A 25913-nucleotide genomic window follows, 5' to 3' on the forward strand; every position below is an offset into this window, starting at 1 on the left:
AATAAACGGTACTATTAGATAAGGTCTGCTGGTAATAATCCTGCGGGGATATCTTGATAACACACTGGACGCAAGAACCGACGAATCGACATTGTTCCTACTGACGTCGCGCCAAAGTTGGTAGACGCTGGGTATGGACCGCCATGAACCATGCTGTCACACACTTCCACGCCGGTAGGAAAGGCATTCGCTAAGATACGACCCGCTTTACGCTCCAGTACAGGAAGGAAGCTTTTTGCGTCACGTATATCAGACTCATCCAAATGGATAGTGCAAGTGAGTTGGCCTTCTAAACTTTTGGCAACTTGCAACATTTCCTCAATCGAAGAGGCTAAAACAACCACCCCTAATGGGCCAAATACTTCCTCGGCTAGTTGATTGTTTTTCAGCCATTCCGCCGCTGTTGTAGCGTAAAGATACGGTGTTGCATCACGCAACTCACAAGACGTTGCCAGTACTTCACGTACGCCTGTCGCCGCCGCAATGCGTTTTTGGCCAGAACGATACGCTTCCGCAATCCCATCCGTTAGCATAACTTGAGCGGGTACTGATGATAGAGTACTACTCACAGTAGATACAAATTCGTCCGCTTCTGTGCCAGCGAGCAACACGGCAATACCAGGGTTGGTACAGAACTGCCCAGCCCCCATCGTCAAAGAAGCGGCCCAGCCTTTGCCCAACGCTTCTCCACGGTTTGCTATGGCATTGGGAAACAAGAACATGGGATTAACGGAGCCTAATTCACCAAAGAAGGGAATCGGCTCAGGACGTGCTGCACACAAATCGAATAAAGCACGGCCTCCCGCTAAAGAACCCGTAAAACCGACCGCTTTGATCAATGGATGCTGTACCAACGCAGAACCGACTTCACGATTACCGCCTTGTATTAAACTGAACACGCCGGCCGGCATGCCACATTTTGTGATGGCTGCATGAATCGCTTCGGCTACAATTTCACCGGTTCCAGGATGTGCACTGTGTCCTTTTACGACAACGGGACAACCGGCAGCCAAAGCCGCAGCGGTATCGCCACCGGCAGTGGAAAAGGCCAATGGGAAGTTTGACGCGCCAAATACGGCAACAGGGCCAATAGGGCGCTGTATAAGTTTTAAGTCAGCACGAGGAAGAGGCTGACGTTCTGGCAAGGCCGCATCGTGACGCTTATCTAAATAGTCACCTTGAAGAATATGCTGTGCAAACAAGCGTAACTGACCACATGTGCGTCCACGTTCGCCGATTAATCGGGCTTCAGGCAATCCCGTTTCTGCACAACCAATGGCGGTAATGTCATTAGCACGGGCGTCTATTTCATCAGCAATGACGTTTAAAAAACTCGCACGTGTTTCACGTGAAGAATAGCCATACTCAAGAAAAGCCAATTCTGCGGCCTCAACGGCGTCGCTGACATTCGTAACAGAGCCTTTTGCAAAGGCATGCGCTTCGCCAGTAGCAGGGGAAGATTGGAACGTTTGATCTGAGACGACCCATTGTCCAGCGATTAAATGTTTACCATGTGGCATGAAAGTCATGTTGTTCTTGCTCCATTAGTATTCGTTTGAAGTAAATCAATATATGGATATTGTATCCAAAAATACAGATTGTACAAGTAATACACGTATACGCATCATAAAAGAAGCCGTATAACTTTTAAAAAACATGAATAAAGTAGGCAATGAAGAGGAACTGAATACTGTTTCCTTTTATTGGCAACAGTATTCAGTTCACACGAAGTGAGTTATTTAGAGCGCGTTATCGCAATCAACTCTAGTATTTGCTGCTTAGTGTTCTCAAGGTGGACTCTCAATAAATTTGCAGCGCCATCAACATCACGTAAACGAGCTAGATTAAATAAAGATCGATGGTCATGTTCAGCGTTATCTGCTTTTCTGAGATGATCTATATGCATACTGACATACCGATTTGCCTGCATACTGACGCGCTCAAGCAGCTGCATCGTCAGCTTTTGATTTGCGGCTTCATACAACATGGCGTGATATTGAGCATTTAATGGCCCCCAATCAGCCACATTTCCAGCGGCGTATGACGCTTCCATTTCATCAAGTAAGTTGCTGCATTGATCAAAATGGTGTTCTTCCATTAACGGTATAGACTTTTTAAGCAGATCAACTTCTAAGAGAATCCTTACATCAAAAAATTCAGCGATCTCAGCCAGGGAGTGCTTTGTAACGGTAGCGCCTCGGTTGTTGATAAAAACAACAAGCCCTTCCGAATCAAGCCGTTTCAACGCCTCTCGAACCGGCATTCGTGATACATCATATTCTTCAGCCAATAATTCTTGTCGAATAAGATCACCTTCTGCTAGGTCACCAGACAAAATTCGATTACGCAAATCAGTAGCGATAACATCAGGTAAACTTTGGCGTACGACAGCCCTCTTTTGAGCCAATTTTCTACCCTCACTTGATACATGAATTAAGGACAAGTAATGACTTCATAATGAAATCAAACGCGTCTTTCTTTACAAACTAAAAAATAATTATACTCGATATTACGACTAATACGGAGCCACTATTAATTCTTCCACCGTTTGATGAAGCACTTTTAAAAACAGCTCACGGGGTTTATTGGGTTGTGTGGTTTTCTTACAGATCACTGCCACGCCTAATGTGTAGGATCGCTCATTCGGTGCCACCTTGACGATAGCGCCTTGGTCAACATAAGGCTGGGCGTATTGTTCTGGCAAAAAGCCGATGTATTTTCCAGATAAAATAAGCGCAAGACGGCTGTCGTAGAAATACGAAATGGCCGTGAGGTTCATATGAGAAATTTGCTCACTGACCGCCTCGTGGGGTTTTAAACCTGCGTGCGTAGCAGGGTAAATGTCGGCCTTTGCTTCTTGTTCTTCAGGTGACATGGAAGATAATGGGTGATATTTCCCACAATAAAGATAGCAATCATCACTGTATAAATGAACGTAGCTTAAGCCATCCAGTTGCCTATGGTAGGGAATAAAGCCTATGTCCGCTTCATCATTGAGAATCATCCGCTCTATGTTCGACATAGACGCCACATTCGTCGTGATCAATACCTCTGGGGCTTCGGTAGCAAAGCGTTGAATCAATTCAGGAAAATGACTACGAGGATCAAGGCTGACTTTATCTGATAGGGCTAGGCGAAGCCTTCCTGTCAAACTGGCATTGAGGTTGTTTACCGTGGTTCGAAAAGCATCTAATGAATCGAGTAGATTCTCCGTCATTTTATAAATAATAACGCCTTCTTCGGTCAGCGAGAATCCTCCTCGTCCACGCTTACAGAGCACGAGATTGAGGCGAGCTTCTAAATTCGAGATATGCAGGCTGATGGTAGAGCGACCGATATTCAGCGATGTCTCGGCAGCCGAAAAACCGCCACAGTCCACCACGGTTTTAAACACTTTTAGCTGTTTAATTTCGTAATCACCAACTTGCCCCAGTGAATAATTTTTTGCGCTCATCACCTATACCTCTTTTGCCCATAGACCTAGCTTGCTGTACTTATCAGTTCGCTGATTCTCTAACTTTACATTGATTCATCCTACTTTTATCCCCCTTTCTGCTTCTTTAAGGTAGATAACAGAGGTTAGGGCAACAAACGCACCCGTTGATCTCGTTGCTCTGTTAGTAAGATGGCCCACAGCGCCCCCTTACTTGCCTTGAAATGAAGAGTGAGATACTGGCCCTTTCATTTTGTTCTTCCAGCACATTATTTAGGCCTGTTTATCTTGTTTGGTAAACAGGTTTTTTTTGTCATCCTATTTTTTTGCCATTTTAATTGCGCCCCGTCTGCACGCTGTTTGCGATAAAGGGAGTAAAAGGAGGTTAGTATGTCCATTGCTTTGTCTGTTCGTCAAAAACTGATTGCGATTGTTATTTTGGTCTGCGTTGGCTATGCCGGTTTTGGGGCGTATTCTATTTACAACTTGACGCAGATGTCGAAGGCGTCTGGCGATGCCGCTGAGTTAAGTCGGTTAACCACAGATGTAAAGAATGTTGAAATCGAATTACTAAAATTTGAGCGTGAGCTGTCATCGTTGACAACGTCGAATGCCGATACTCTTCGTCAAACATTACAAACCATTAAACAAGACACCGCATCAGGGTTTACAGTGCGACCGGATTTGATGGATGAAAAAGGCCGCACCTTGTTGATCAGCAGCCAAACCTTGTTACCAGAATACTTGGCGGCGCTGGAAAATAACTTGCAAACCTTGACCTCACTGGGACTCAGCGGAGACACGGGCGCCATTGGTGCGTTAAACCAGTCAGCCAATACGCTCGCGGAACAACTCAGTGCCTTAGACAGTTTTTCCGCTGGTTTTAAAGAAGTAAGAGCAAAAGAGAAAGACTTTCTTGCGTATCGTGACGCTGAGCATCAGCAAGCCTTGTATGCCGCTCTTAAAGCATTAAAAGACAGTATTAATAATATCGGCTTTGGGGACGTATTTAACCCCATGATTCAAACCTATGAAGACGCTTTGGCCCCTGTTATTTCATTATCTGTCATGCTCAAAGAACAGCAAAGCAGGCTAACAACATTAAGTCATCAATACACGCAAGTGATGAATCAAAACGCCCAGTATTTGCAAAATACCTTATTGATCCAAGCGCAAACTCGCTCATCCAATACCGCCGAACAGGCTCGGCATTCTTTGATCATTGCTTGTGTACTATTGGCCTTTACCATAGGGGGCATTTTGCTGACGGTGATCCACTCACTGAATCGTAACCTAAGCGCCGTTTTACAAGTCTTGAAAGACGTTGCCCAAGGCAAGCTCCATTCCCATCAGCAAATGCAACAACCAACCAAACCAGATGAATTCCAGCAGCTTTTTATCGCGGCCAATCAAATGTCAGAAAGCCTGCGACGCTTAATTAGTCATTTACTAAGCAGCAATGAGAAATTGGTTGTCACCGCCGATGAACTGAATCATGGCATCCAAGCGATTGTCAGTGGCAGCGAACGCATTCGTGATCGAAGCAATACATTGGCGACCTCTACCGAAGAAATTTCCGCGACTGCCAGTACGGTACAAAACATGACTCTGGTGGTGCAGGGTGCGGCCCAAGTCGCCTATGAATCGGCAACGACAGGGGTGACCGCCATGCGCAACGCCATGACCAGCATCAGCGATGTCGCTGACACCATTCAAGACACTAACGAGCGTGTATCTCGCCTTGGAACCTTGTCAAAAGAGATTGATGTGGTGATAGAGCTCATCGTAGGTGTAGCAGAACAAACCAGCTTATTGGCGCTCAACGCCGCAATAGAAGCCGCCCGAGCAGGCGAAGCAGGGCGTGGTTTTGCCGTTGTGGCTGACGAAGTAAAAACTCTGTCAGAGCAAACGGTAAAAGCGTCCGGTAGCATCACGAAAAAGGTCGAAAACATTCAAAAAGAAACCCAAGCCGTGATTGATGCCATGACACTCAGTCTCACAAAAGTCAGTCGCAGTAAGGAGCAAGGCGAAAACGCGGTTGCTACTATTCATCAAATCGAAAATAACACATTAGAGGCTATGAATAATACCAAGGAGATCTCACAAGCGATTCAAGAGGTGGCATTAACAACCACTCAAATGGCGCAAGATATGGACATCATCGCCCATGACATAGAAGATAATCACCTCGCTACTCAATCGATACAGGTAGCCAATAAAAACGTTTACCACCAAACAAACGAACTAGCACAACAAATAAAACGTTTTGAATTAACCTGAATATCGCAATATTTAGCTCAGAATCATACTCATGGGTGCGTTAGAAAAAAGTCTGCATACTTCTTTCGCACCAAAACAATGCATACAGATTTTATCACCTTATGATTTCTAAGACGCCCTAGAAAAATGCAAAAAAAATGCACGTTTTCAACATCATAGATCTATTTTCTTCATGCTTTTGATGAACCTGAATCATACTTTTTTTGCACCAATATTGTGCGTGAAGTTTTTTTTGGTGCGTCGACTTTGACTTAGTAAGCTGATTTATAAAGGCTTTTGGTATTTTTGATTGTTTGATGATGACAAAACTTTAGATAGATTTTGCGCGCTTTAACGCACGCAAGCTTTTTGAAAGTATCGAATACAAGGTGTCACGCCATCTTGGATGTGACTTTTTTATGCACTTTTGCTCTCGAGGTAACTCAATGATTAAGACGATACTAAAAGTAAAAAAACGATTGGTTGCGAGTTCTTTGGCTGTCGCACTTGGCCTAGGCGCTGTCGCTTCTACGGCTCACGCAGCAGATCACAACTGGCGTTTTGCCAACTTATACGGACGCGGTACCGCTTACGGTGAAGTTTACGAAGGGTTAGCAAAAAACATTGAAGCCATGTCCGATGGCCGTATCAAGGTACAAGTTCTTTACTCTGGTGAAGGCGTGGGTACAACAGGGATTTTAGGCGCGGTGAAAACCGGTCTTATCTCTATGGGTGCGCCTTTCCAATCCATGCACGCGGGTGAACTACCAGCTGGTTTGGTTGAAATCGGTCTGCCTGGTGGCACAAGCGATGCTGCAGAACTAACCACCTTGTTCCAAGAAAAGGGTTGGGCACCTATTCTGAAAAAAGCGTATGGCGAGCAAGGTCTTGTTTGGCTTGACCCTTACATCCAGCCTGCCGTTTACGTTATTACGAAAAAGCAGATTAACTCGATTGAAGATTTCAATGGTTTGAAAATCCGTGCGCCAGGTGCTTACGGTAAGTTCCTACGTAATTTAGGTGCGTCTCCTGTGTCTTTGGCTTGGTCTGAAATTTACACCAGTCTTTCCACTGGCGTAATCGACGGCTCTATCGGCTCTAACATGATAGACCACCGCGATGGCAACCACGTAGAAGTAGCAAAATACATGTACCCACTTCCTTTAGCAGGTGCACAAGTATTACCTATCGTAGTTAACCGTAATGCTTGGAACAAACTGTCTCCTGATCTTCAAGCTATCGTATCTGCGGCCACGACGGTTCATGCTCGTGAGCAAATGACTAAATCGAAACTGTGGGAATCACAAGCCGTTGCTGAAATGCAGGCAAAAGGCCTTCAGTGGAGCCCAGCACCAAGCGATGCAGACAAAGCAGCATGGAAACAAGCGGGCGCCGGTCTATGGGATGAGTACTCTGCTGCTGACAAATACAGCAAAGAGTTGATTGATGTTCTGCGCTCAGAAGCCAATTAAGCGCATACAGAGTCAAAAAGCTTATACTTAATGGAACGCGAGAGGTGAAGGAGACTAAGGCAATATCGAGTCTCCTTTACTTTTTTTACCCCCTCTAAACTCACCCTAACAAGGTACAAAAATAATGATAGTGACAGCGATCAGAGGCTATTGCCTAGGAACTCATGCGCTGGTGAGCTTTATCGGCAACTCCATTTCCTACCTCATGCCGGTACTGGCGTTTGTCGTCGCCTTTGAGGTGTTTGCACGCTACTTTTTAAACAGTCCTACTATTTGGGCTTACGACTTATCACTTTTTATCTTTGGTTACATTGCTGCCTTAGGTGGTGCTTTTGCGCAACAGCAGCGAGCTCATATCAATGTAGATATTTTATACAACACAGTGTCACCACGTATTCGCAATATTTTTAATATGTTGTCTTTTAGCTTGGCGATTTTTTTCGTCGCCGTGATCTGCAAAATGAGCATTGGCAAGTTCGAAGAAGCCATAGAATTCAATTACCGTCGCCAGAGCGAATGGGCACCACAGATGCACCATTACTGGGTCATGATGGCCGTCGCCAGTGTGCTACTCGCACTTCAGTTAACAAGCGATTGGCTAGAAGAGTGTTATCACTTATTCACTGGCAAAAATCTGCTTCCAGCATCTTTACGCAACCACTTAGAGGAAACGCCAAATGATTAGTATTGAAGTGTTAACCGGCGTTTTGCTTGCCTGCATTCTTGCCGCCTTTGCATTGGGTGCTCCTGTGGGGTTGGCACTGGGCGGCATTGCTATGGCCGTCGGCTATGCGACATGGGGAGAAGGGCTGTTTAATGTTATTCCCACCACATTAGAAGACACTCACTTCAGCTTTATCTTACTGGCCATTCCTTTATATATTTACATGGGCCAATTATTAACTCGGTCGGGAATCGGCGATGCTATGTTCAATGCCAGCCAGATGATCATAGGTCGAGTTCGTGGTTCTCTTGCTATCAGCGTGATCTTTGTTTGTTCTATGATTGGCGCCATGGTGGGGATTATCGGCGCGGGCATCATGACCTCGGGCAGTATCGCCCTGCGTCCCATGTTGGAACGAGGCTATAACAAACGTTTGGCACTGGGTGTTATTATGGCCGGTGGCGGTTTGGGTATTTTGATCCCTCCCAGCATTCCAATGATCATGTTTGCCTCTGCAACACAAAACTCCGTTGGGCGCATGTTTATCGCGGCCTTGGTACCTGCGGCGATCATCATTGTGCTATTAGTCGCTTACGTGGTGATTTCCTGCAAACTGGATCACAACAAGGCGCCATTAGACAAGGTGCCTGATGTGGCGCCAACAACGAAAGAAAAATGGTTCACTGCCCGCGATGGCTTACTGTCTCTAATACTGATTTTTGTGGTTTTAGGCAGCATCATTATGGGGATCGCAACACCAACAGAATCCGGAGCCATCGGTGTCGTCGGAGCCATTTTGTTAGCGATGTTTTTTAAACGCCTTAAGCCTCGTATGGTCAAAAATGCCGGTATGCAGGCCGCGTTGTTGGTTAGTGTCGCCATGTGGATTATCTTTGGTGCTTCGGTGTTTAGTAACTTCCATTTGTTGATGGGCGTGCAAAACATGGTGGCGAGCTTTACCCAAGATTTAGGGCTATCACCGATTATGGTGATCATCATGTTCCAGCTGATCATGTTATTGCTCGGCTTTATTATTGATGAATTTATCATTGTATTAATGTGCGCCCCTATCTTTACGCCCATCGCTGTATCGCTAGGTTATGACCCTATTTGGTTTGGCATCTTGATGATTCTCAATATCTTAATTGCCGTGCAAACCCCACCCTATGGATTCGCTTTGTTTTACCTTAAAGGGATAGCACCACCAGGCATCAGCATGCTGGATATCTATAAGTCGGTAGCGCCGTTTGTGCTTATTAAACTGTCGGTGTTAGCGATCTGTATGATGTTTCCTGAACTGGTACTCTGGTTACCGAATAAAGTTATGGGATAAATACGCTTATTCATTCTCCGCGAAAAACAGAACGGCAAAAACGAAGACTGGTAAACAACGAAGGAGAACAAGAAGAGTAAACTTACTTTTCTTGTTCTCCTTCGTTGTTTTCAAGGTACCAGTTCATGATGTAGGGGGCGATCTCGGCACCGGACACAAAGAAGTGGCCGTTGAGTAGGGTTTCTCTTTGGTTGTAACGAAAGGGTTTGCCCTCTGGTGTGACCAGCATGCCGCCTGCGGCTTCGATGATGGCTTGCTGGGCGGCCGTGTCCCATTCACTGGTTGGCCCTCGACGTAAGTGAAGATCGGCAATGCCTTCTGCAATGCGGCAGCCTTTTATGGAGCTGCCTTTGGGTAGCTCACGCACTTGCTCGTAGGTTTGCTTTAACTTGTCTTTTAAAGACGCGGGAAGAGCAGGGCCATGGCTGCGACTCGTCATGGCGATGATAGGCTCACGAGGCTCTCTCACGTTAATGCTTTCATATTCATCGCCTTGCCATTTCATCGCGCCAACCGGTAAACCTTGCCAGGTTTTGGTCACACCAAAATAGCCTTCTGTTGTCGTCGGTAAATACACCATACCAAGTATCGGCGCGCCATTTTCAACCAAGGCGATATTAATACTAAATTCACCGTTACGCTTGATGAACTCTTTCGTACCATCGAGTGGGTCAACAATCCATAACATAGTCCATTGGGAACGCTCTTCAAACGTCACCACACCTTCTTCTTCCGATAAAACGGGAATGTCAGGGGTAAGTGCTTGCAAACCTGCTAGAATCACTCTGTGGGCAGCAAGGTCGGCGGCCGTCACTGGACTGTCGTCGAGCTTTTGCTCGATACCCAAGTCCGCGCCCTGATAAATTTCCATGATCACATCGGCCGCATCGTGTATTATTTTCTGAAGAGCTTGGAAAGTGGGGTGTCTACTAATGTCCTGCATAACAGCCTCAAATATGACAACAGAATAAGGTCAACGCATTTCTTATGAGTAAAACAGAAAAGCAGTCAACACCACAAGCCGTTCGTTTAGATAAGTGGCTTTGGGCCGCCCGTTTTTTTAAAACTCGCTCACTTTGCAAGGAAGCCATTGATGGCGGTAAGGTGTCTTACAACGGCAGTAAGGGCAAAGCCAGCCGAAACGTCGAAATAGGCGCTTTAATCGGCATACGCGCAGGTTGGGATGAAAAGGTGGTAGAGATCAAAGCCATCAGTGAACAACGTCGTGGCGCGCCTGAGGCGCAGCTTCTATACGAAGAAACACCAGCCTCAATAGAAAAACGCGAAAAGCGCGCCTTAGAAAACAAATCTTATGGTGGCCGAATCATGTCCGACCATAAACCCAACAAAAAAGAGCGCCGCGACATTAAGCAACTCAAACAAGATATTTTTGGTGGTATGGATTAAACCCGCTCGTGTCTTCTTCAAAAAAAGGCCTTTACCATCGGTCAGCAGCGATGGTAAAGGCCTTCTCGATTCTCCACACAAGCATACAACTCTAACTCCATTAACACTTGCATCATCAATCCAGCGTCCATTTTACTTTGACGAATCAAGGCATCAAAATCCATTGCTTGACCTTCTTGCTCCATAATTTTAATGACCACCTTGGCATTATCCGACGTCAATTCCGGTAAGGCATGAAAAGTGTTTGGTAACAATGGCGATACAATCTCAGCCGGTTGATTGTTGTCTGTAGACGACGATTTCCTATTATTTCTATGAGCTCTTGATTCCTTATCGATCGCCTTACTCTCAGCAGACGGTTTGACTATTGACGCAGAAGACAGCGCTGGACACTCCGTCATAATATCCTCCACATGACGGACCAAGATTGCGCCTTGTCGCAAAAGCTGATGACAGCCTGCTGATTGCGTGTCGGTCAATCGGCCTGGTAATGCAAAGACTTCTCGGTTTTGTTGAATGGCGTAACTGGCGCTGATCAAAGAGCCACTTTTTACCGAGGCTTCTGCCACTAGTATGCCCATACTCAAACCACTGATAATGCGATTGCGCGGTGGAAACAAATGGGGGCGAGGGCGGGTTGATAGTGGGTATTCACTTATCAATGCGCCACCTTGTTCTAGGATCTCATCAAACATCTTTTGATTGTGATTCGGATAACGATGAAACAAGCCAGTTCCCATGACACCAATAGTGGGCGTCGTCTTGCTATGCAATGCCCCTTGATGCGCGGCGGTATCCACTCCCATGGCACCACCACTCACCACACAAATACCACGAGCAGACAATTGCTCGGCAAATTGAAAGGTAACATCCCGACCATAACGAGTACATTTACGAGCGCCCACAATGCCTATTTTCGGCAACGCCAAAACATCACGATGTCCTTCCACATAAATAAAAGCAGGGGCAACGGAGATTTCTTTCAACGCCGTTGGATAACATTCGTCTTCTTGCAACACCAGGTGATGGTTATCGTCCTCCAACCAAGCTAACGATTCATCACGTTTGGCTTCTTGTTCTTTGTTAAGAGAACCATCAGCAAAATAGGCTATCGCCTCGCGGGCTGTCTCGTCGGGCCACTTTAATGCTCTTAACAACTCATAAGAAAGTCGGGGTGGTGAGTCATCGCTGAATGATGCATGTGTTAAATAGGTATAAAGACGCGATAAACGCGCAGGGCCAATACCCGATAAAAAGCTCAAGCACAGCCAATCGGTTTGCGTTAGCCCAGCGGCATAAGAGGTTTCTGTGTCCATATTGAAGTGGCTTCCTTGCGTTTATTGATCGTGATCGTTTTATCCTAAAACGAAAGCCAAGCGTAAATAGTCTCTGGCTATAAATGCTATTCAATCATATTGACCAAAAAACCGCCATGAGAAGACTGCTCAAAAGTCAGACTTGCGTTACAATGGACAAAATGAAACGAGCGAGATGACCTCTTTGCTCATGAACAAAGACACATCGTTGGAAAAGATCATGGCTGTTTTACCTGTACTTGAATACCCAGATAACCGTTTACGCAAAGTGGCTAAACCAATCACCGAGTTCACCGATGAACTGCAAACCAAAATCGATGATATGCTCGATACCATGTACGACGAAAATGGTTTGGGGTTGGCTGCAACCCAAGTGGATTATCACCACCGACTCGTGGTGATGGATTTCTCTGAAGAACGTAATCAACCTATCGTATTCATTAACCCCGAATTTGAAGTACTCGACGACGAGCCCAACGAATTTCAAGAAGGTTGTTTGTCCGTTCCAGGCTTTTACGAGCACATCTACCGTGCCGCCAAAGTGAAGGTGAAAGCGCTGGATCGTCATGGTAAGCCGTTTGAATTAGAAGTGGACGAACTCATGGCCGTTTGCGTGCAACACGAAGTCGACCACCTGGATGGTAAACTCATGGTGGACTACTTATCACCCTTGAAACGCAACCGCATCAAAAGCAAACTTGAAAAAGCCCACAAACTGGCACAGAAAGGTTAAATATCTCCTTTCTCATAACGTGACCATTGATATTAAGATCGTAAAATCAGGCTTTGGCCTGATTTTTTGTTAAGGAACCTTTATGCCAACCTCACCACTTCGTATTGTTTTTGCAGGAACACCTGAATTTGCAGCGGCTAGCCTGCAAGCTATCTTAGATTCAAAACTCGAAAACCAGTATGAGATCGTCGGCGTTTATACTCAGCCAGATCGTCCAGCAGGCCGTGGCCAAAAGCTGGTTCAGAGCCCTGTTAAGCAACTTGCTATCGCTAACGACATTCCAGTTTATCAGCCGTTAAATTTCAAACAGGATGAAGACAAGGCAAAACTCGCCGCGTTAGAAGCCGATCTTATGATTGTCGCTGCATACGGAATCATCCTGCCAAAAATAGTATTGGATACGCCTAAGTTTGGTTGCATCAACGTACATGCTTCTTTGCTGCCTCGCTGGCGTGGTGCCGCTCCGATTCATCGCTCTTTGATGGCTGGAGACAGCGAAACTGGCATCACTATCATGCAAATGGATGTTGGCTTAGATACGGGCGACATGCTGTTAAAAGCACGCTGCGATATCAAACCAACAGACACGTCAGAAACACTACACGATCGCTTGGCGGTTCTTGGTGGTAGCGCACTCATTGAAGCTCTAGAAAGGTTCAAAGCCGATACATTATTTCCAGAGCAACAAGATGAAAGCCTCACTTGCTACGCCGCGAAACTTACCAAGCAAGAAGGCGAAGTAAACTGGTCATCTTCAGCAGAATTAATCGAGCGTCAAATTCGCGGTTTGTCACCTTGGCCAGTTGCTTACACCCACAGCATTGCTGGTGTAATGAAAATTCATGCGGCACACATTGCCAGCGTAGACGATGAAACTTCCATACCTGGTGATATTCTGGTGGTTAGCAAAAAGGGTATTATCATTGCCACTGGGCAAGGTTCACTCCTCATTACTGAGATCCAATTTTCAGGCGGCAAGCGCATGAAAGTCCAAGACGCCTTAAACGGCAAACACAAAGCCGCCTTAGAAATAGGTCAACGTCTTGGTCTTATTGAGCAGACGCTATGAACCAGTTTGACAAGAACATTTCATCCCACGCCAGCACAAGCACACAAAGCGCTCGCCAAGTGGCGGTTACAGTCATTACCAATATTCTGCTTCAACAGGGCTCGCTTAGTACGCAACTCGCTCGCCATCAAATGGATGTAGCAAGCGAACACGCTCCAATGCTTAAAGAATTATGCTTCGGTGTGTGTCGTCAGTACCCGAGACTAAACAGCATTGCATTGCATTTGTTGGCGCATCCTTTTGAAGAAAAGGACACAGATTTATACGCTGTCTTACTTTTAGGTTTGTATCAATTAACCTACATGAACACTCCTGATCATGCGGCAGTAAACGAAACAGTAGAAGCGTGCCGGATCTTGAAAAAAGACTGGGCAACCAAGTTAATGAATGCAGTGCTACGTCGTTACCAAAGAGAGGCCGACGACATAGTTGAGATTCTAGAAGCTCAACCTTCGGTAGAATTCAACATGCCAAAATGGCTGGTGAAGCGTTTCAATAAGCATTGGCCAGAGCATCTTGAAAAAATAATTGAAGCCAGCAACACGCATCCACCGATGTGTATTCGCGTAAACGAGAGTCTCGTTTCACGTGAAACATACAATGAGCAACTCCTAGACTTGGGTATAAATGCAGAAAATGGCGAGTTTTCAGATTCAGCTTTGTACCTAAGAAATGCCGTTCGAGTAGGAGAGTTACCAGGTTTTGATGATGGCTATGTTAGCGTTCAAGATGAAGCGGCTCAGCTTTCCGCACATATTTTATCGCCCAAAGACGGCGAGAAAATATTGGATGCTTGCGCAGCGCCTGGAGGAAAAACAGGTCACTTGTTAGAGAAAGCCAACTCTGCTGGACTAAGCTCAATGGAACTCACTGCCGTTGAACTAGAACCATGGCGCATGGAAAAAATCGAATCCAATTTGACACGTCTTGGCTATTCGGCGCAATTGATTTGTGCCGATGCGAGTGACCTTGATGCGTGGTGGGATGGCGAACATTTCGACAAAATCTTACTCGACGTTCCATGTACTGCAACGGGGGTTATTCGTCGCAACCCAGACATTAAGATCAATCGAAAACCAGCCGATATTGATGATCTGGTTATCATCCAGCGAGAGATTCTTAAACAGGTTTGGACGACGCTGAATCAAGGCGGCTTTCTGTTGTACGCCACTTGCTCGTTAATGCCGGAAGAAAACGAACAACAAATACAACATTTCTTGGCAAATCAAGCTGACGCATCGGAAGTTCCATTGAATTCATTAGCACCAAGTTTTGCTACAGAGTGGGGAATTCCTGTTAGTTACGGTCGACAATTATTCCCGCATGAAGATGGTCACGATGGTTTCTACTACTGCCTGTTGCAGAAAAAAACTTAACGCCAGCTATTTGATGAAGTGATTAACAGGCAGACTATTTGTATTTAAAAAAAGGAAATTGCTGAAATTGCTTTTGTGGCCAGAAGTGACTGTTCCACGTGAAACAGTCACTTCTGATTTGTTTCTCTTTTATTAATTTATCCTAAATATAGACTCGCAACTGTCACATTTTCATTACAAAAAAGGACTGTCGTCATTGTAAAAATAAAGTCACTTTCCTCATCTGAAAACAACAATTGAAGACTGAAAGTGCATAAGTTAATGCGATGAATTCACATGGACTTATAAGGGCGAAATTCATCCGAAAAAAAAATGAGTATTTTGCAAGTTCAAGTTAAATGTTTGCCCTTATGTGGTTACACTTAGTGACCTGAATTAAGAATGTAAAATCGGCTACTCAGCCCGTTAACACGATTATTAAATCATGCTTTCTGTTATTGAACCTCATACTCTAGATAAAGAGCGAAACTCTACACAACGCTCTAAGGCAAACTATGAAAATCATCATTATTGGTGCAGGCCAAGTTGGTGCCACTCTTGCAGAAAACCTAGCAAGCGAAGATAACGATATCACTGTGATTGATATGGATGTCAATCGTCTTAGAGAATTGCAAGACCGTTTAGACATACAAACTGTCGAAGGCAATGGCGCTCACCCTGACGTGTTAGATCGCGCAGGTTGTAACGATGCTGACATGCTGATCGCCGTAAGTAACCAGGATGAGACAAACATGATTGCTTGTCAGGTTGCCCATACTCTCTTTAAAACTCCTACAAAAATAGGCCGTGTGCGTTCTAGTGTCTACGCTCAGTATCCCGCGCTCTTTAACGATCAAGCGATTCCAATGGACGTTCGCATCAGTCCGGAAAAAGAAGTCACTAAACATTTAAGTCGATTAATTCGATATCCCGGTGCATTGCAAGTCATGGAATTCGCAAATGGCAAAGTGCAACTGGTAGTAGTTAAAGCCGAAAAGGGCGGCCCCTTAATTGATCAGCCAATTAGTTATTTAAAAGAACACATGCCTTCTATAATGACTCGGATTGCCGCTATTTATCGGGATGGAAAATCTATTTCACCTGACGGAAATACGCAGATTCGGGCAAACGACGAGGTGTTCTTCCTCACCGCACAACGTGATGTGCTAGACGTTATGAGCGAACTGCGACCCTTAGATACTCCTTATCGACGCATCATTATTGCAGGTGGCGGTAATATCGGGGAACGATTGGCTCAGAGCTTAGAAAAAGAATACCGCGTTAAAATCATTGAGCGAGATCCAGAGCGCTGTCGTTATTTATCAGAAACACTCAATAACACCATAGTGCTCAATGGGGATGCGTCTAAGCAAGAATTATTGCTCGAAGAAAACATCGAATCTACCGACGTTTTTTGCGCGCTAACCAACAACGACGAAGCCAACATCATGTCTTCTATGTTGGCAAAAGTACTCGGCGTTCGTACAGTTATGACCATCATCAATAACCCTGCCTATGTAGATATAGTGCAAGAAGGCATGATTGACATTGCGATTTCGCCGCAACAAACCACTATCAGTTCATTACTCAGTTATATTCGACGCGGTGATGTGGTCAACGTTCACTCGATGCGTAAAGGGGCCGCCGAAGCATTAGAGGCGGTAGCCCATGGGGATTATCGTTCATCGAAAGTAGTGGGGCGAAGCATTGCCAGCTTAAACCTACCAGATGGTGCCACCATTGGTGCAATAGTGCGCGAAGACAGTATGTTCGTGGCGACCGGCGATTTAATTATTCAGGCTGAAGATCACGTCATTATTTTTGTGACTAACAAAAAGCAAATCCCAGCCGTCGAGCAACTGTTTCAGGTCGGCTTAACCTTCTTTTAATTTTTCCCTGCTTATTAAGTAGGTTGTAAAGGCAGACCTGTCCGCGTCTAAGAGAGACAGGCTCTAGGAAATGAGTATGCATTTAAGTGTTGTGTTACGTGTCATTGGTTTATTGGTCATGGTTTTCAGTATCGCACTGATCCCGCCCATCATTGTGTCCATGATCTATTCTGATGAGACAATCACGGCTTTTTTATATGCCTTTGCCATCAACATACTTGGCGGGTTCTTATTATGGTTTCCCGTACGTAATGCACGTGGAGAATTAAAAATTAGAGACGGTTTTTTGGTAACCGTTTTATTCTGGACAGTGCTCGGTTTGTTTGGGTCTGTGCCATTTTACTTAGCCGAATTACCCAACCTGTCGTTTACCGACGCCTTGTTTGAATCCGTCTCTGGATTAACCACAACCGGGGCCACCATCCTCACTGGCATTGATGATCTGCCCAAGTCTATTTTGTTTTATCGTCAGTTACTTAACTGGTTGGGTGGTATGGGTATTATCGTTTTGGCGGTGGCGATTATGCCAATGTTAGGAATTGGGGGGATGCAACTTTATAGAGCAGAGACTCCGGGGCCAGTAAAAGATTCAAAATTAACACCACGTATTGCTGAAACAGCAAAGGCACTCTGGCTCATTTATGCCACTTTAACGACGGTGTGTGCCCTAGGCTATTGGATTGCGGGTATGAGCCTATTCGATGCAATCAGCCACAGTTTTTCTACGGTCGCTATTGGCGGGTTCTCAACACACGATGCCAGTATCGGCTATTTTAACAGTGTCGCGATCGAACTCATTTGTGTATTTTTCATGATAGTGTCGGCGTTTAACTTCGCTCTACACTTTTTTGCTTGGCGACACCGAAGTGTCTGGCATTATTTAAAAGACCCTGAAGCACGTTTTTTTATCTTAGTTTTATCCAGTACTTGTATATTGTCGACTCTGGTATTGGCTTTAACATCTACTTATGACTGGGACACATCTCTTCGCTATGCCTTGTTTGAGACAGTGTCTATCGCCACAACGGCTGGGTTTGGTACGACAGACTTTTCTGCTTGGCCCAATTTCTTACCTTTCTTACTGATCGTCACCTCGTTCATTGGTGGTTGTGCCGGGTCAACTGGTGGTGGCATGAAGGTGATTCGTATTCTATTAATATTGAAACAGGGCATGCGTGAAATTCAGCGTTTAATCCACCCAAGTGCGGTTATTCCTGTCAAGGTAGGAGGAAAGGCGGTTAATGAACGCGTCGTTTCAGCGGTGTGGGGCTTCTTCTCGGCTTACTTGCTTATCTATATTGTCTTAATGATTGGCTTAATGGCAACAGGATTGGATCAAGTCACCTCTTGGTCTGCGGTTGCTGCAACGCTAAATAATTTAGGACCAGGGTTGGGAGAAGTCGCCTCTAGCTTTTCTAGCATTAGTGATCCCGCGAAATGGATGTTGTGTTTTGCTATGCTACTTGGACGTTTAGAAGTGTTTACCTTACTGGTCTTATTCACGCCTATGTTCTGGCAGAAATAACACAGTGACAGGAAAAAAAGATGACGCCAGCTATTAACGAACTGAACAAACACCAAATCGCGTTTGGCATTCATGAATACGAGCACGACAGACAATGCTCTAACTTTGGCGAAGAGGCTGCGCAAAAGCTCAACCTTGATCCTGCTTGCGTCTTTAAAACCTTATTAGTCAGCGACGATAAAAATCTGTTTGTCGCCATTGTCCCTGTCACCGGCACGCTCAACCTAAAGCGTGCCGCACAGGCTTTTGGGGTGAAAAAACTTCGTATGGCTGACGCAAAAGAAGCCGAACGAGTCACTGGATATTTGCTCGGTGGCATCAGCCCAGTAGGGCAAAAGAAACGTTTAGTGACCTGCATTGATCTAAGTGCACAAGCGTTTGACAAGATCTATGTCAGCGGAGGACAGCGCGGCTTAGACATCAGTCTGGCACCAGACGATCTCAGCCGAGTGTGTCGCAATACCACTTTTTCAGACATTGCTGAAGCCAGATAGTCGAAAACAAACAGCCCAATTCATCAAACCCTATTTCACTAATCTTACTGAACAAAAAGAGACCCTCTCCATGGCCAAACAGATTAAACCCATTATTTTGCTCGATCGAGACGGCGTCATTAATCAAGACTCTGACGCTTACGTTAAAACCCTAGACGAATGGCAACCGCTTCCAGGCAGTATTAAATCCATCGCCGCGTTATCAAAAGCGGGCTTTCAAGTGTTTGTGGTGACCAACCAGTCAGGAATAGCGCGCGGTTATTATAGCGAAACCACCTTGCACGCCATGCACGATAAAATGACGCAGTTAGTGGAAGCCGAAGGTGGTCGTATCAGTGGAATTCAATATTGTCCGCACGGCCCAGAAGACGAGTGCCATTGCCGTAAACCTAAGAGCGGCATGATTGAAGCTATTGAGGCCGAACTTGATTTATCCTTTGAACACTATCCTGCAATCATGGTTGGAGACTCTTTAAGGGATCTTCAGGCAGGAAAAGCGCGTGGATGCTCACCCGTATTGGTGTTAACCGGAAAAGGCCGTGAAACCCAGTATAAAGCCATCGACTTCCCGTTTGAGGTATTTACGGATCTGGCTGCCTTTACGATTTCCACATTGCAGAAATACAGCTAACCAAACCGATGTCCACAGACAGTCTGAAGTCGATTGATTCATGTAGTGTGGGTGAGTGGTGAGCAAATGGCCAAGAGGTAAACGCTCACTCACATCAAGACGATCGAGTCATCCAAGACAAACGTTGCCAACTTAGGCCCATTAGAACCGCCAAAAACAACAGCAGATAAGGATAAGCCGAGATACTAAAAACATCGATGATAGGCCCTGTTAGCGATGGTGCTACCAGCGCCCCCAGACCACAACAGACAAAAACAATGCCCGTTCGCTTACCGTTCAGCGACATGATGGTATTCGCATAGGAAAATAACATCGGGAAGAAAGCGGAACACCCCAGCCCAAGCCACAAGGCAATGAGCACCAAGGACGCATCGGACAAAACCATCATTAAGCTGCCACTGATACTGATCGCCAACAAACCATAAATCCCTTGGCGAGGATCAATCCAACGCAGCAAAACCACCGAAATCAAACGCCCCAAGGACAAACTGACAAAAAACCAAGTCACTAAAATGGCTGCCGCCGTTTGAGTCGCGCCGGACAAGACGGCATAGGTACTGATCCAGCCCGCAATGGTAAGCTCAAAACCCACATACAAAAAAATCACCGTTAAAAACGCCACAAACGTCGCTTTCTGCTTGGTAGCGGGGACCACCTCTGACGCTCTCGCTTCAAAAGTGGGACTAGGTTGACGCCATAGAAAAAACGGCAAGACTAAAGCGTACAAAGCCACTATCCAATAGCCCGCACCATAGCCGCCTCCAGTCCACTGTGCAAAAATAAGAATTAAAGGCGCTAACATACAACCCGCGCTGTAACACAGATGCAGCACAGTCACATAGGAACCCACTTTCTCCTTGTGTAACCAAACCATCATCATGTTGCCACCGGCATTCGCAGACACTTCCGCCGCGCCCAACAAGAAAAACAACACCACCAACATGGGTAAACTGGTCGAAAAGGGCACTAGGGCCAAACCGCCAATAAGACAAAACAGCATGACAATAAGGTAGTGATGGCCTTGCCAACGGTCAAACATGCGACCAGCCAACAAAGCCCCTAGAATGTTTCCCACGGCTCTGGCGCTAAAAATAATGGAAATTTCCGCCATTGAGACATCAACCAGCCCTGCCAAGTAAATTAAGCTAGGCCCAAGCAAGCCAGCCACAGCGCCTACGGCAATAAACATGGCGCAATAAAGCGACGTGCGGTGTAATTCTCTCATAGCGGCGACACCCATTTTTGTTGTTTTGTATGCTGAATAGCGCATTTGATGTTTGATTTAATCACGCAGCATGATTTATTAATAGACGTCACGCATAAATACTTCCGTTCAGTTGAGGGGCAAGGCAAAAAAATGCAGTGTAAGTAATCACTTACTTACCTTTTACGACTCTGAAATAAAAGAATATCCGTAAGATTATCCTCTATCCAATCTGCTAAATTAGCAACCCGTTCCGCTACACCCACTCCTAATTCTGTCAGGCTGTATTCCACATGAGGCGGCACCACAGGATACGATGTGCGTAAAACAAAGCCATCTAATTCCAAGGCTTGAAGGGTTTGCGCCAGCATTTTTTCACTGACGCCTGAAATCTTGCGACGCAGTTCACTAAAACGATGCGTTTCGCCATCCTTGAGAGCAAACAACACCAGCACCCCCCAGCGACTCGTCACATGTTTCAAAATATCACGAGAAGGGCATTTGTCTGAAAACACATCGCCTCGCTCAAATAAGTGAGCCATGCCGTTCACAGAATCTTGTAAATTATTTTTCATACTTACCTTTTTGTACGTACTTACTAAAAGTTTGTTAGTGATTTATTCTACTTCTATCCAATTAAAACTCAAAGGAGAATATTATGATTTTAATCACCGGCGCATCTGGCCAACTTGGTCGTCTAGTTATCGATAACCTTTTAAACACCACACCCGCTAACCAAATCGTGGCAGCGGTTCGTAACCCAGAAAACATCGCCGATTTAGCCGAAAAGGGCGTTCAAATTCGCCAAGCGGATTACAGCGATCTCGATTCTCTTGTTGCGGCCATGCAAGGCGTGGAAAAAGTACTCTTGGTTTCTTCCAGCGAAGTGGGTCAACGTGTTGAGCAACACCGCAATGTCATCCATGCCGCCAAAGAAGCGGGGGTTGCTTTGATTGCGTACACCAGTATCTTAAACGCGGATACATCGCCGCTTATTTTGGCAAAAGAACACGTAACAACAGAGAATCTGTTAGCGGAATCTGGCGTACCTCATGTGCTACTTCGCAATGGCTGGTACTCCGAAAACTACACAATGGGCCTTGCGACCGCTTTAGAATACGGTGTGGTCGGTTGTGCAGGAGATGGGAAACTGTCTACTGCAGCGCGTGCAGACTATGCAGCGGCCGCGGCCGCAGTGCTTGTTAAAGACGGACAAGCTGGCAAAGTCTACGAACTGGCGGGCGACAACGCCTTCACGCTCAGTGAATACGCTGCCGCGATTAGCAAGGTATCCGGTAAAACTGTCGCCTACCAAAATGTACCAGAAGCGGAATACACAAAGATTCTGGTTGGCGCAGGCTTACCAGAAGGCTTCTCTGCTATTCTAGCTGATTCGGAAACAGGGGCTTCCAAAGGCGGCTTACACAGCGACAGCAAAGACCTATCCACGTTAATTGGCCGCTCTACGACGTCCATTGAAGTCAGCATCAAAGCCGCGTTGTAAGCCATTTTAACCTTGCTTAGTTATACAAATTAGATCAAAAAAAACGGTTAGAGCTTTCACTCTAACCGTTTTTTTATCTACTCATGAAGCACTTATACGTCTAGGTTGGCGACGTTCAAGGCGTTGTCTTGGATAAAGTTACGACGTGGTTCCACTTCGTCACCCATCAAGGTGGTGAACATTTGGTCAGCGGCAACGGCGTCGTCGATAGTGACGCGAAGCATACGGCGCGCATTCGGGTCCATGGTGGTTTCCCAAAGTTGCTCAGGGTTCATCTCACCCAAACCTTTGTAGCGTTGGACCGTCATACCACGGGACGCTTCCTTCATTAGCCAGGCTTTCATCGCACTGATGGTTTCAACCGTTTCACGACGCTCACCGCGCTGTATGAAAGATTCCTCGCTGAACAGCTCTTCCACCAATTCCGACATGGCAACGATGCGCTTATATTCTGGTGACTGGAAGAAAGTGTATTCAAAGCGATAACGATTAGACACACCGTGCGACATGATGTCGACAACCGGCAGATACAAATTACGCTCATCGTCTTTTTCTACTGAGAAGTCAAAACGGAACCCAGTGCGAGCGTCTTGTGGCATTTGCTGACGAATCGCATCCACCCAATCCAGTACACTTGATTCGTCGGCTAAGTTTTCAATCGTTAGCGGTTTGCAGTACAGAAGTTTCCCCATAACATCTCTTGGGTACACACGCGACAAACGCTCAATGTCTTCTTCAATGCGAATGTAATCACGCACTAGCTTGGCTAATGCTTCGCCTTGAATGCCAGGGGCATCACTGTTGACGTACATGGCAGCACCGTCTAATGCCACTTCAATCAAGTGATGGTTTAGGGCAGGTTCGTCTTTAATGTACTGCTCCTGTTTGCCGCGTTTAATTTTGAACAAGGGCGGCTGAGCGATAAAAATGTGACCACGCTCGATAATTTCTGGCATTTGACGGAAGAAGAAGGTCAATAGCAGGGTACGAATGTGCGAACCATCCACGTCGGCATCGGTCATGATAACAATGCTATGATAACGCAGTTTGTCAGCGTTAAATTCGTCTCGGCCAATGCCACAACCCAATGCCGTAATCAGAGTTCCTACTTCAACCGAGGCGAGCATTTTGTCAAAACGAGCTTTTTCGACATTAAGGATTTTACCTTTCAGCGGCAAAATCGCTTGGGTACGACGATCACGACCTTGTTTTGCTGAGCCACCTGCAGAGTCACCCTCCACTAGGTAGATTTCAGAGAGCGCTGGGTCTTTTTCCTGACAATCGGCCAATTTACCTGGCAAACCTGCGATGTCTAACGCGCCTTTACGGCGCGTCATATCACGGGCACGGCGCGCAGCTTCACGGGCACGGGCCGCATCTATCATTTTGTTGACGATGATTTTAGCTTCGCTTGGCTTTTCTAGCAAAAACTCAGAAAAACGTTTACTCATTTCTTGTTCGACCGCTGTTTTTACTTCGGACGACACCAGTTTATCTTTGGTTTGAGAAGAAAATTTTGGATCAGGGACTTTTACCGACACGATGGCGGTTAAGCCTTCACGACAGTCATCACCTGTGGTCGCGACTTTTTGCTTTTTCGCCAAGCCTTCTTTTTCAATAAATGTGTTTAGCGTTCGCGTAAGCGCACTGCGAAAACCCGCTAAGTGGGCACCACCATCCCGTTGTGGGATATTATTGGTGTAACAATAAATGTTTTCTTGAAAGCCTTCGTTCCACTGCAAGGCCACTTCTACAGCGATACCGTCTTCTAGGTCATCACGCTGACAAATAAAGTGGAAAATATCGTTAATAGGCGTTTTATTGGTATTCAAATGCTCAACGAACGAACGCAAACCACCACTGTAATTGAAGAAATCTTCTTTCCCCGTGCGCTCGTCTTTAAGTCGAATGGCGACCCCTGAATTTAAGAATGACAACTCACGTAGACGCTTCGCCAAAATATCGTAAATAAAAATTATGTTCGTGAAAGTGTCGGCAGACGGTTTAAAGCGAATCGTAGTGCCAGCGCCATCAGAATCTCCAACGACCGCCAGTGGCGCTTGAGGAACACCATGAACATAAAGCTGCTCGTAAACTTTGCCATTTTTGCGGATAGTGAGAGTAAGACTTTCTGACAAGGCGTTAACAACAGACACACCCACGCCATGCAAACCACCAGAAACCTTGTATGAGTTATCGTCAAACTTACCACCAGCGTGAAGTACCGTCATGATAACTTCTGCCGCCGACACGCCTTCTTCTTCATGAATATCGACCGGGATACCACGGCCATTATCGGATACAGAAATTGACTCATCGGGATGAATCAGTACAGTAATGGTGTCACAGTGACCTGCCAACGCTTCGTCAATCGAGTTATCGACCACTTCAAACACCATGTGATGCAAGCCAGTGCCATCGTCGGTATCGCCTATGTACATACCTGGGCGTTTACGCACAGCATCAAGCCCTTTGAGCACCTTAATACTGGACGAATCGTAATTATTTTCACTCATTTAACTCTCCTGCAAACCTTTGCTCAATAAAGACAATTCGCCATTACTCATGGAAAACTGACGAACGTCTGTGGTGTGAGCCCAATGAAAATCGGTTGTGTCGGGCTCAACACTGGTAATAAAAATTTGGCTGTTTAACGACTCCAATAACTGACAAAGCTTTTGTCTGTGGTTGGCGTCTAACTCAGCGGGCAAATCGTCCACCAAAAACACCAGTGGTCGACCCATATCGATGAGTAATTGACCTTGGGCGATTTTAAGCGCCGATACGACTAACTTTTGCTGACCACGGGACAAGGTGTCTAACGCGTCGCCCGTCGCGGTTTTCACCCGTAAATCCGCCCTTTGTGGGCCGGTATGCGTGTAACCCAATTCAATATCGCGCTCACGCCCGGATTCAACCGCCATTTGTAAGTTTTTCTGCGCGTCCCAGCCTTGGAAAAACTGCAATTCTACGGCAAGCTCTGTGGTCAACAATGACAAAACCGACACAAAATGCGGTGTTAATTTTTCGATGTAAGCTTTTCGAGAGGTATTCACCCGTTCGCCTAACCGAATCAATTCTTGATCAAAAGCCGCCAATAAACTGGCCGATATTTTACCACGTCTGAGTAAGGTATTCCGCTGTTTTAATGCTTTTTGCCAGCCGCGCCACGCTTGAATGAAGTCCTTATCGAAATGAAACGCGCCCCAGTCAATGAACTGTCGCCTAACGCTGGGGGATCCTTCTAATAGTCGAAACGCATCAGGGTTGATCAGCTGCACAGGAAGGCGTTCGGCAAGCTCTACAACGGATTGCGCACGCTGTCCTTGAATACGCACATCAATGCGGCCATCACGCTGGCGTTGAAGACCCACGCGAATCGGACTGCCTTGCGATTGCTGCAATTGAGCAAACACCAGACATGCCTCATTGTCGTGCTGGATATAGGTTTTGTGTTTGTGACTACGAAAAGATCGACCTAAAGACAAAAGATGGATGGCTTCTAAGACAGAGGTCTTGCCGCTGCCATTTTTACCGACGATGACATTTACTTGAGGCGAAGGCTCGAAGCGCACACTAGAAAGGTTGCGAACATGAGAGATGTCCAAACGCACCAGTGGCATAA

At 45.9% G+C, this 25913-nt stretch carries 22 protein-coding genes; 13 read left to right on the forward strand and 9 right to left on the reverse strand.

Annotation, left to right across the window (positions count from 1 at the left end; all coding sequences use genetic code 11):
• Positions 1–14: 14 nt before the first annotated feature.
• From EBI00_RS07140 to EBI00_RS07150, 3 genes are all read right to left on the reverse strand, one after another.
• Complete coding sequence (locus EBI00_RS07140; protein WP_123095228.1) at positions 15–1529, reverse strand: aldehyde dehydrogenase (NADP(+)); 1515 nt, start codon at positions 1527–1529, stop codon at positions 15–17.
• Between the two features lie 206 nt (positions 1530–1735).
• Positions 1736–2407 (reverse strand): GntR family transcriptional regulator, encoded by a 672-nt coding sequence (locus EBI00_RS07145; RefSeq protein ID WP_123095229.1) that lies wholly within the window; start codon positions 2405–2407, stop codon positions 1736–1738.
• Positions 2408–2515: 108 nt separating this feature from the next.
• A complete protein-coding gene (locus tag EBI00_RS07150) occupies positions 2516–3454 on the reverse strand; it encodes a LysR family transcriptional regulator (RefSeq protein WP_123095230.1) in 939 nt (312 codons plus the stop codon).
• A 369-nt stretch (positions 3455–3823) separates the two neighbouring features.
• On the opposite strand from EBI00_RS07150, the gene EBI00_RS07155 reads away from it, so the two are divergent.
• The 4 genes from EBI00_RS07155 to EBI00_RS07170 all read left to right on the forward strand — a co-directional run bounded on the left by EBI00_RS07155 (position 3824) and on the right by EBI00_RS07170 (position 9161).
• Entirely contained in the window at positions 3824–5713 is a 1890-nt protein-coding gene (locus EBI00_RS07155) for a methyl-accepting chemotaxis protein (protein WP_123095231.1), read from the forward strand.
• Between the two features lie 425 nt (positions 5714–6138).
• A complete protein-coding gene (locus tag EBI00_RS07160; protein ID WP_174714902.1) occupies positions 6139–7164 on the forward strand; it encodes a TRAP transporter substrate-binding protein in 1026 nt (341 codons plus the stop codon).
• Positions 7165–7288: 124 nt separating this feature from the next.
• Complete coding sequence (locus EBI00_RS07165; RefSeq protein WP_123095232.1) at positions 7289–7849, forward strand: TRAP transporter small permease subunit; 561 nt, start codon at positions 7289–7291, stop codon at positions 7847–7849.
• Entirely contained in the window at positions 7842–9161 is a 1320-nt protein-coding gene (locus EBI00_RS07170; RefSeq protein WP_206612560.1) for a TRAP transporter large permease, read from the forward strand. The genes EBI00_RS07165 and EBI00_RS07170 overlap by 8 nt, the downstream gene beginning before the upstream one ends.
• An 82-nt stretch (positions 9162–9243) precedes the next feature.
• On the opposite strand, the gene cysQ is transcribed toward EBI00_RS07170, so the two are convergent.
• A complete protein-coding gene (cysQ, locus tag EBI00_RS07175; RefSeq protein ID WP_123095233.1) occupies positions 9244–10104 on the reverse strand; it encodes a 3'(2'),5'-bisphosphate nucleotidase CysQ in 861 nt (286 codons plus the stop codon).
• A 44-nt stretch (positions 10105–10148) separates the two neighbouring features.
• Here cysQ and EBI00_RS07180 point away from each other — a divergent pair, with 44 nt between their 5' ends.
• Positions 10149–10568, forward strand: a complete 420-nt coding sequence (locus tag EBI00_RS07180; protein WP_123095234.1) for an RNA-binding S4 domain-containing protein — start codon at positions 10149–10151, stop codon at positions 10566–10568.
• A gap of 41 nt (positions 10569–10609) precedes the next feature.
• On the opposite strand, the gene dprA is transcribed toward EBI00_RS07180, so the two are convergent.
• Positions 10610–11884, reverse strand: coding sequence for a DNA-processing protein DprA (dprA, locus tag EBI00_RS07185; protein ID WP_123095235.1), 1275 nt, complete (start codon positions 11882–11884; stop codon positions 10610–10612).
• 220 nt (positions 11885–12104) lie between these two features.
• Between dprA and def the strand changes: the two genes are divergently transcribed.
• The 7 genes from def to gmhB all read left to right on the forward strand — a co-directional run bounded on the left by def (position 12105) and on the right by gmhB (position 19580).
• Positions 12105–12617, forward strand: a complete 513-nt coding sequence (gene def, locus EBI00_RS07190) for a peptide deformylase (RefSeq protein WP_123095407.1) — start codon at positions 12105–12107, stop codon at positions 12615–12617.
• A gap of 82 nt (positions 12618–12699) precedes the next feature.
• Complete coding sequence (gene fmt / locus EBI00_RS07195) at positions 12700–13686, forward strand: methionyl-tRNA formyltransferase (RefSeq protein ID WP_123095236.1); 987 nt, start codon at positions 12700–12702, stop codon at positions 13684–13686.
• Entirely contained in the window at positions 13683–15062 is a 1380-nt protein-coding gene (gene rsmB, locus EBI00_RS07200; protein ID WP_123095237.1) for a 16S rRNA (cytosine(967)-C(5))-methyltransferase RsmB, read from the forward strand. Before fmt ends, rsmB begins: the two co-directional genes overlap by 4 nt.
• A 494-nt stretch (positions 15063–15556) precedes the next feature.
• On the forward strand, positions 15557–16930 hold the full coding sequence (gene trkA / locus EBI00_RS07205) for a Trk system potassium transporter TrkA (protein ID WP_123095238.1): 1374 nt from the start codon (positions 15557–15559) through the stop codon (positions 16928–16930).
• Between the two features lie 76 nt (positions 16931–17006).
• Entirely contained in the window at positions 17007–18455 is a 1449-nt protein-coding gene (locus tag EBI00_RS07210; RefSeq protein ID WP_123095239.1) for a TrkH family potassium uptake protein, read from the forward strand.
• A gap of 20 nt (positions 18456–18475) precedes the next feature.
• The gene (ybaK, locus tag EBI00_RS07215) at positions 18476–18949 is read left to right on the forward strand and encodes a Cys-tRNA(Pro) deacylase (protein ID WP_123095240.1); all 474 of its coding nucleotides are present in this window, start codon (positions 18476–18478) and stop codon (positions 18947–18949) included.
• Between the two features lie 70 nt (positions 18950–19019).
• Positions 19020–19580, forward strand: a complete 561-nt coding sequence (gmhB, locus tag EBI00_RS07220) for a D-glycero-beta-D-manno-heptose 1,7-bisphosphate 7-phosphatase (protein ID WP_123095241.1) — start codon at positions 19020–19022, stop codon at positions 19578–19580.
• Positions 19581–19674: 94 nt separating this feature from the next.
• Here the strand turns inward: gmhB and EBI00_RS07225 are convergent, their stop codons facing one another.
• The gene (locus EBI00_RS07225) at positions 19675–20805 is read right to left on the reverse strand and encodes an MFS transporter (protein WP_123095242.1); all 1131 of its coding nucleotides are present in this window, start codon (positions 20803–20805) and stop codon (positions 19675–19677) included.
• Between the two features lie 155 nt (positions 20806–20960).
• On the reverse strand, positions 20961–21359 hold the full coding sequence (locus EBI00_RS07230; RefSeq protein ID WP_123095243.1) for a winged helix-turn-helix transcriptional regulator: 399 nt from the start codon (positions 21357–21359) through the stop codon (positions 20961–20963).
• A gap of 83 nt (positions 21360–21442) precedes the next feature.
• On the opposite strand from EBI00_RS07230, the gene EBI00_RS07235 reads away from it, so the two are divergent.
• Positions 21443–22288 carry an SDR family oxidoreductase gene (locus tag EBI00_RS07235; protein WP_123095244.1) on the forward strand — a complete coding sequence of 282 codons (846 nt, stop codon included), beginning with the start codon at positions 21443–21445 and terminating at the stop codon, positions 22286–22288.
• Positions 22289–22380: 92 nt separating this feature from the next.
• Here the strand turns inward: EBI00_RS07235 and gyrB are convergent, their stop codons facing one another.
• Entirely contained in the window at positions 22381–24804 is a 2424-nt protein-coding gene (gyrB, locus tag EBI00_RS07240) for a DNA topoisomerase (ATP-hydrolyzing) subunit B (protein WP_123095245.1), read from the reverse strand.
• On the reverse strand, positions 24805–25911 hold the full coding sequence (gene recF, locus EBI00_RS07245; RefSeq protein ID WP_123095246.1) for a DNA replication/repair protein RecF: 1107 nt from the start codon (positions 25909–25911) through the stop codon (positions 24805–24807).
• Positions 25912–25913 lie beyond the last annotated feature (2 nt).

This window comes from Marinomonas hwangdonensis, from assembly GCF_003721245.1.
Classification (GTDB): domain Bacteria; phylum Pseudomonadota; class Gammaproteobacteria; order Pseudomonadales; family Marinomonadaceae; genus Marinomonas; species Marinomonas hwangdonensis.

Bases quoted from the DNA above. Each gene is read 5' to 3' on its own strand.
- EBI00_RS07140 (WP_123095228.1), bottom strand. From the start codon at position 1,529: ATGACTTTCATGCCACATGGTAAACATTTAATCGCTGGACAATGGGTC.
- EBI00_RS07150 (WP_123095230.1), bottom strand. From the start codon at position 3,454: ATGAGCGCAAAAAATTATTCACTGGGGCAAGTTGGTGATTACGAAATT.
- EBI00_RS07155 (WP_123095231.1), top strand. From the start codon at position 3,824: ATGTCCATTGCTTTGTCTGTTCGTCAAAAACTGATTGCGATTGTTATT.
- EBI00_RS07160 (WP_174714902.1), top strand. From the start codon at position 6,139: ATGATTAAGACGATACTAAAAGTAAAAAAACGATTGGTTGCGAGTTCT.
- EBI00_RS07165 (WP_123095232.1), top strand. From the start codon at position 7,289: ATGATAGTGACAGCGATCAGAGGCTATTGCCTAGGAACTCATGCGCTG.
- EBI00_RS07170 (WP_206612560.1), top strand. From the start codon at position 7,842: ATGATTAGTATTGAAGTGTTAACCGGCGTTTTGCTTGCCTGCATTCTT.
- cysQ (WP_123095233.1), bottom strand. From the start codon at position 10,104: ATGCAGGACATTAGTAGACACCCCACTTTCCAAGCTCTTCAGAAAATA.
- EBI00_RS07180 (WP_123095234.1), top strand. From the start codon at position 10,149: ATGAGTAAAACAGAAAAGCAGTCAACACCACAAGCCGTTCGTTTAGAT.
- dprA (WP_123095235.1), bottom strand. From the start codon at position 11,884: ATGGACACAGAAACCTCTTATGCCGCTGGGCTAACGCAAACCGATTGG.
- def (WP_123095407.1), top strand. From the start codon at position 12,105: ATGGCTGTTTTACCTGTACTTGAATACCCAGATAACCGTTTACGCAAA.
- fmt (WP_123095236.1), top strand. From the start codon at position 12,700: ATGCCAACCTCACCACTTCGTATTGTTTTTGCAGGAACACCTGAATTT.
- rsmB (WP_123095237.1), top strand. From the start codon at position 13,683: ATGAACCAGTTTGACAAGAACATTTCATCCCACGCCAGCACAAGCACA.
- trkA (WP_123095238.1), top strand. From the start codon at position 15,557: ATGAAAATCATCATTATTGGTGCAGGCCAAGTTGGTGCCACTCTTGCA.
- EBI00_RS07210 (WP_123095239.1), top strand. From the start codon at position 17,007: ATGCATTTAAGTGTTGTGTTACGTGTCATTGGTTTATTGGTCATGGTT.
- ybaK (WP_123095240.1), top strand. From the start codon at position 18,476: ATGACGCCAGCTATTAACGAACTGAACAAACACCAAATCGCGTTTGGC.
- gmhB (WP_123095241.1), top strand. From the start codon at position 19,020: ATGGCCAAACAGATTAAACCCATTATTTTGCTCGATCGAGACGGCGTC.
- EBI00_RS07225 (WP_123095242.1), bottom strand. From the start codon at position 20,805: ATGAGAGAATTACACCGCACGTCGCTTTATTGCGCCATGTTTATTGCC.
- EBI00_RS07230 (WP_123095243.1), bottom strand. From the start codon at position 21,359: ATGAAAAATAATTTACAAGATTCTGTGAACGGCATGGCTCACTTATTT.
- EBI00_RS07235 (WP_123095244.1), top strand. From the start codon at position 21,443: ATGATTTTAATCACCGGCGCATCTGGCCAACTTGGTCGTCTAGTTATC.
- gyrB (WP_123095245.1), bottom strand. From the start codon at position 24,804: ATGAGTGAAAATAATTACGATTCGTCCAGTATTAAGGTGCTCAAAGGG.
- recF (WP_123095246.1), bottom strand. From the start codon at position 25,911: ATGCCACTGGTGCGTTTGGACATCTCTCATGTTCGCAACCTTTCTAGT.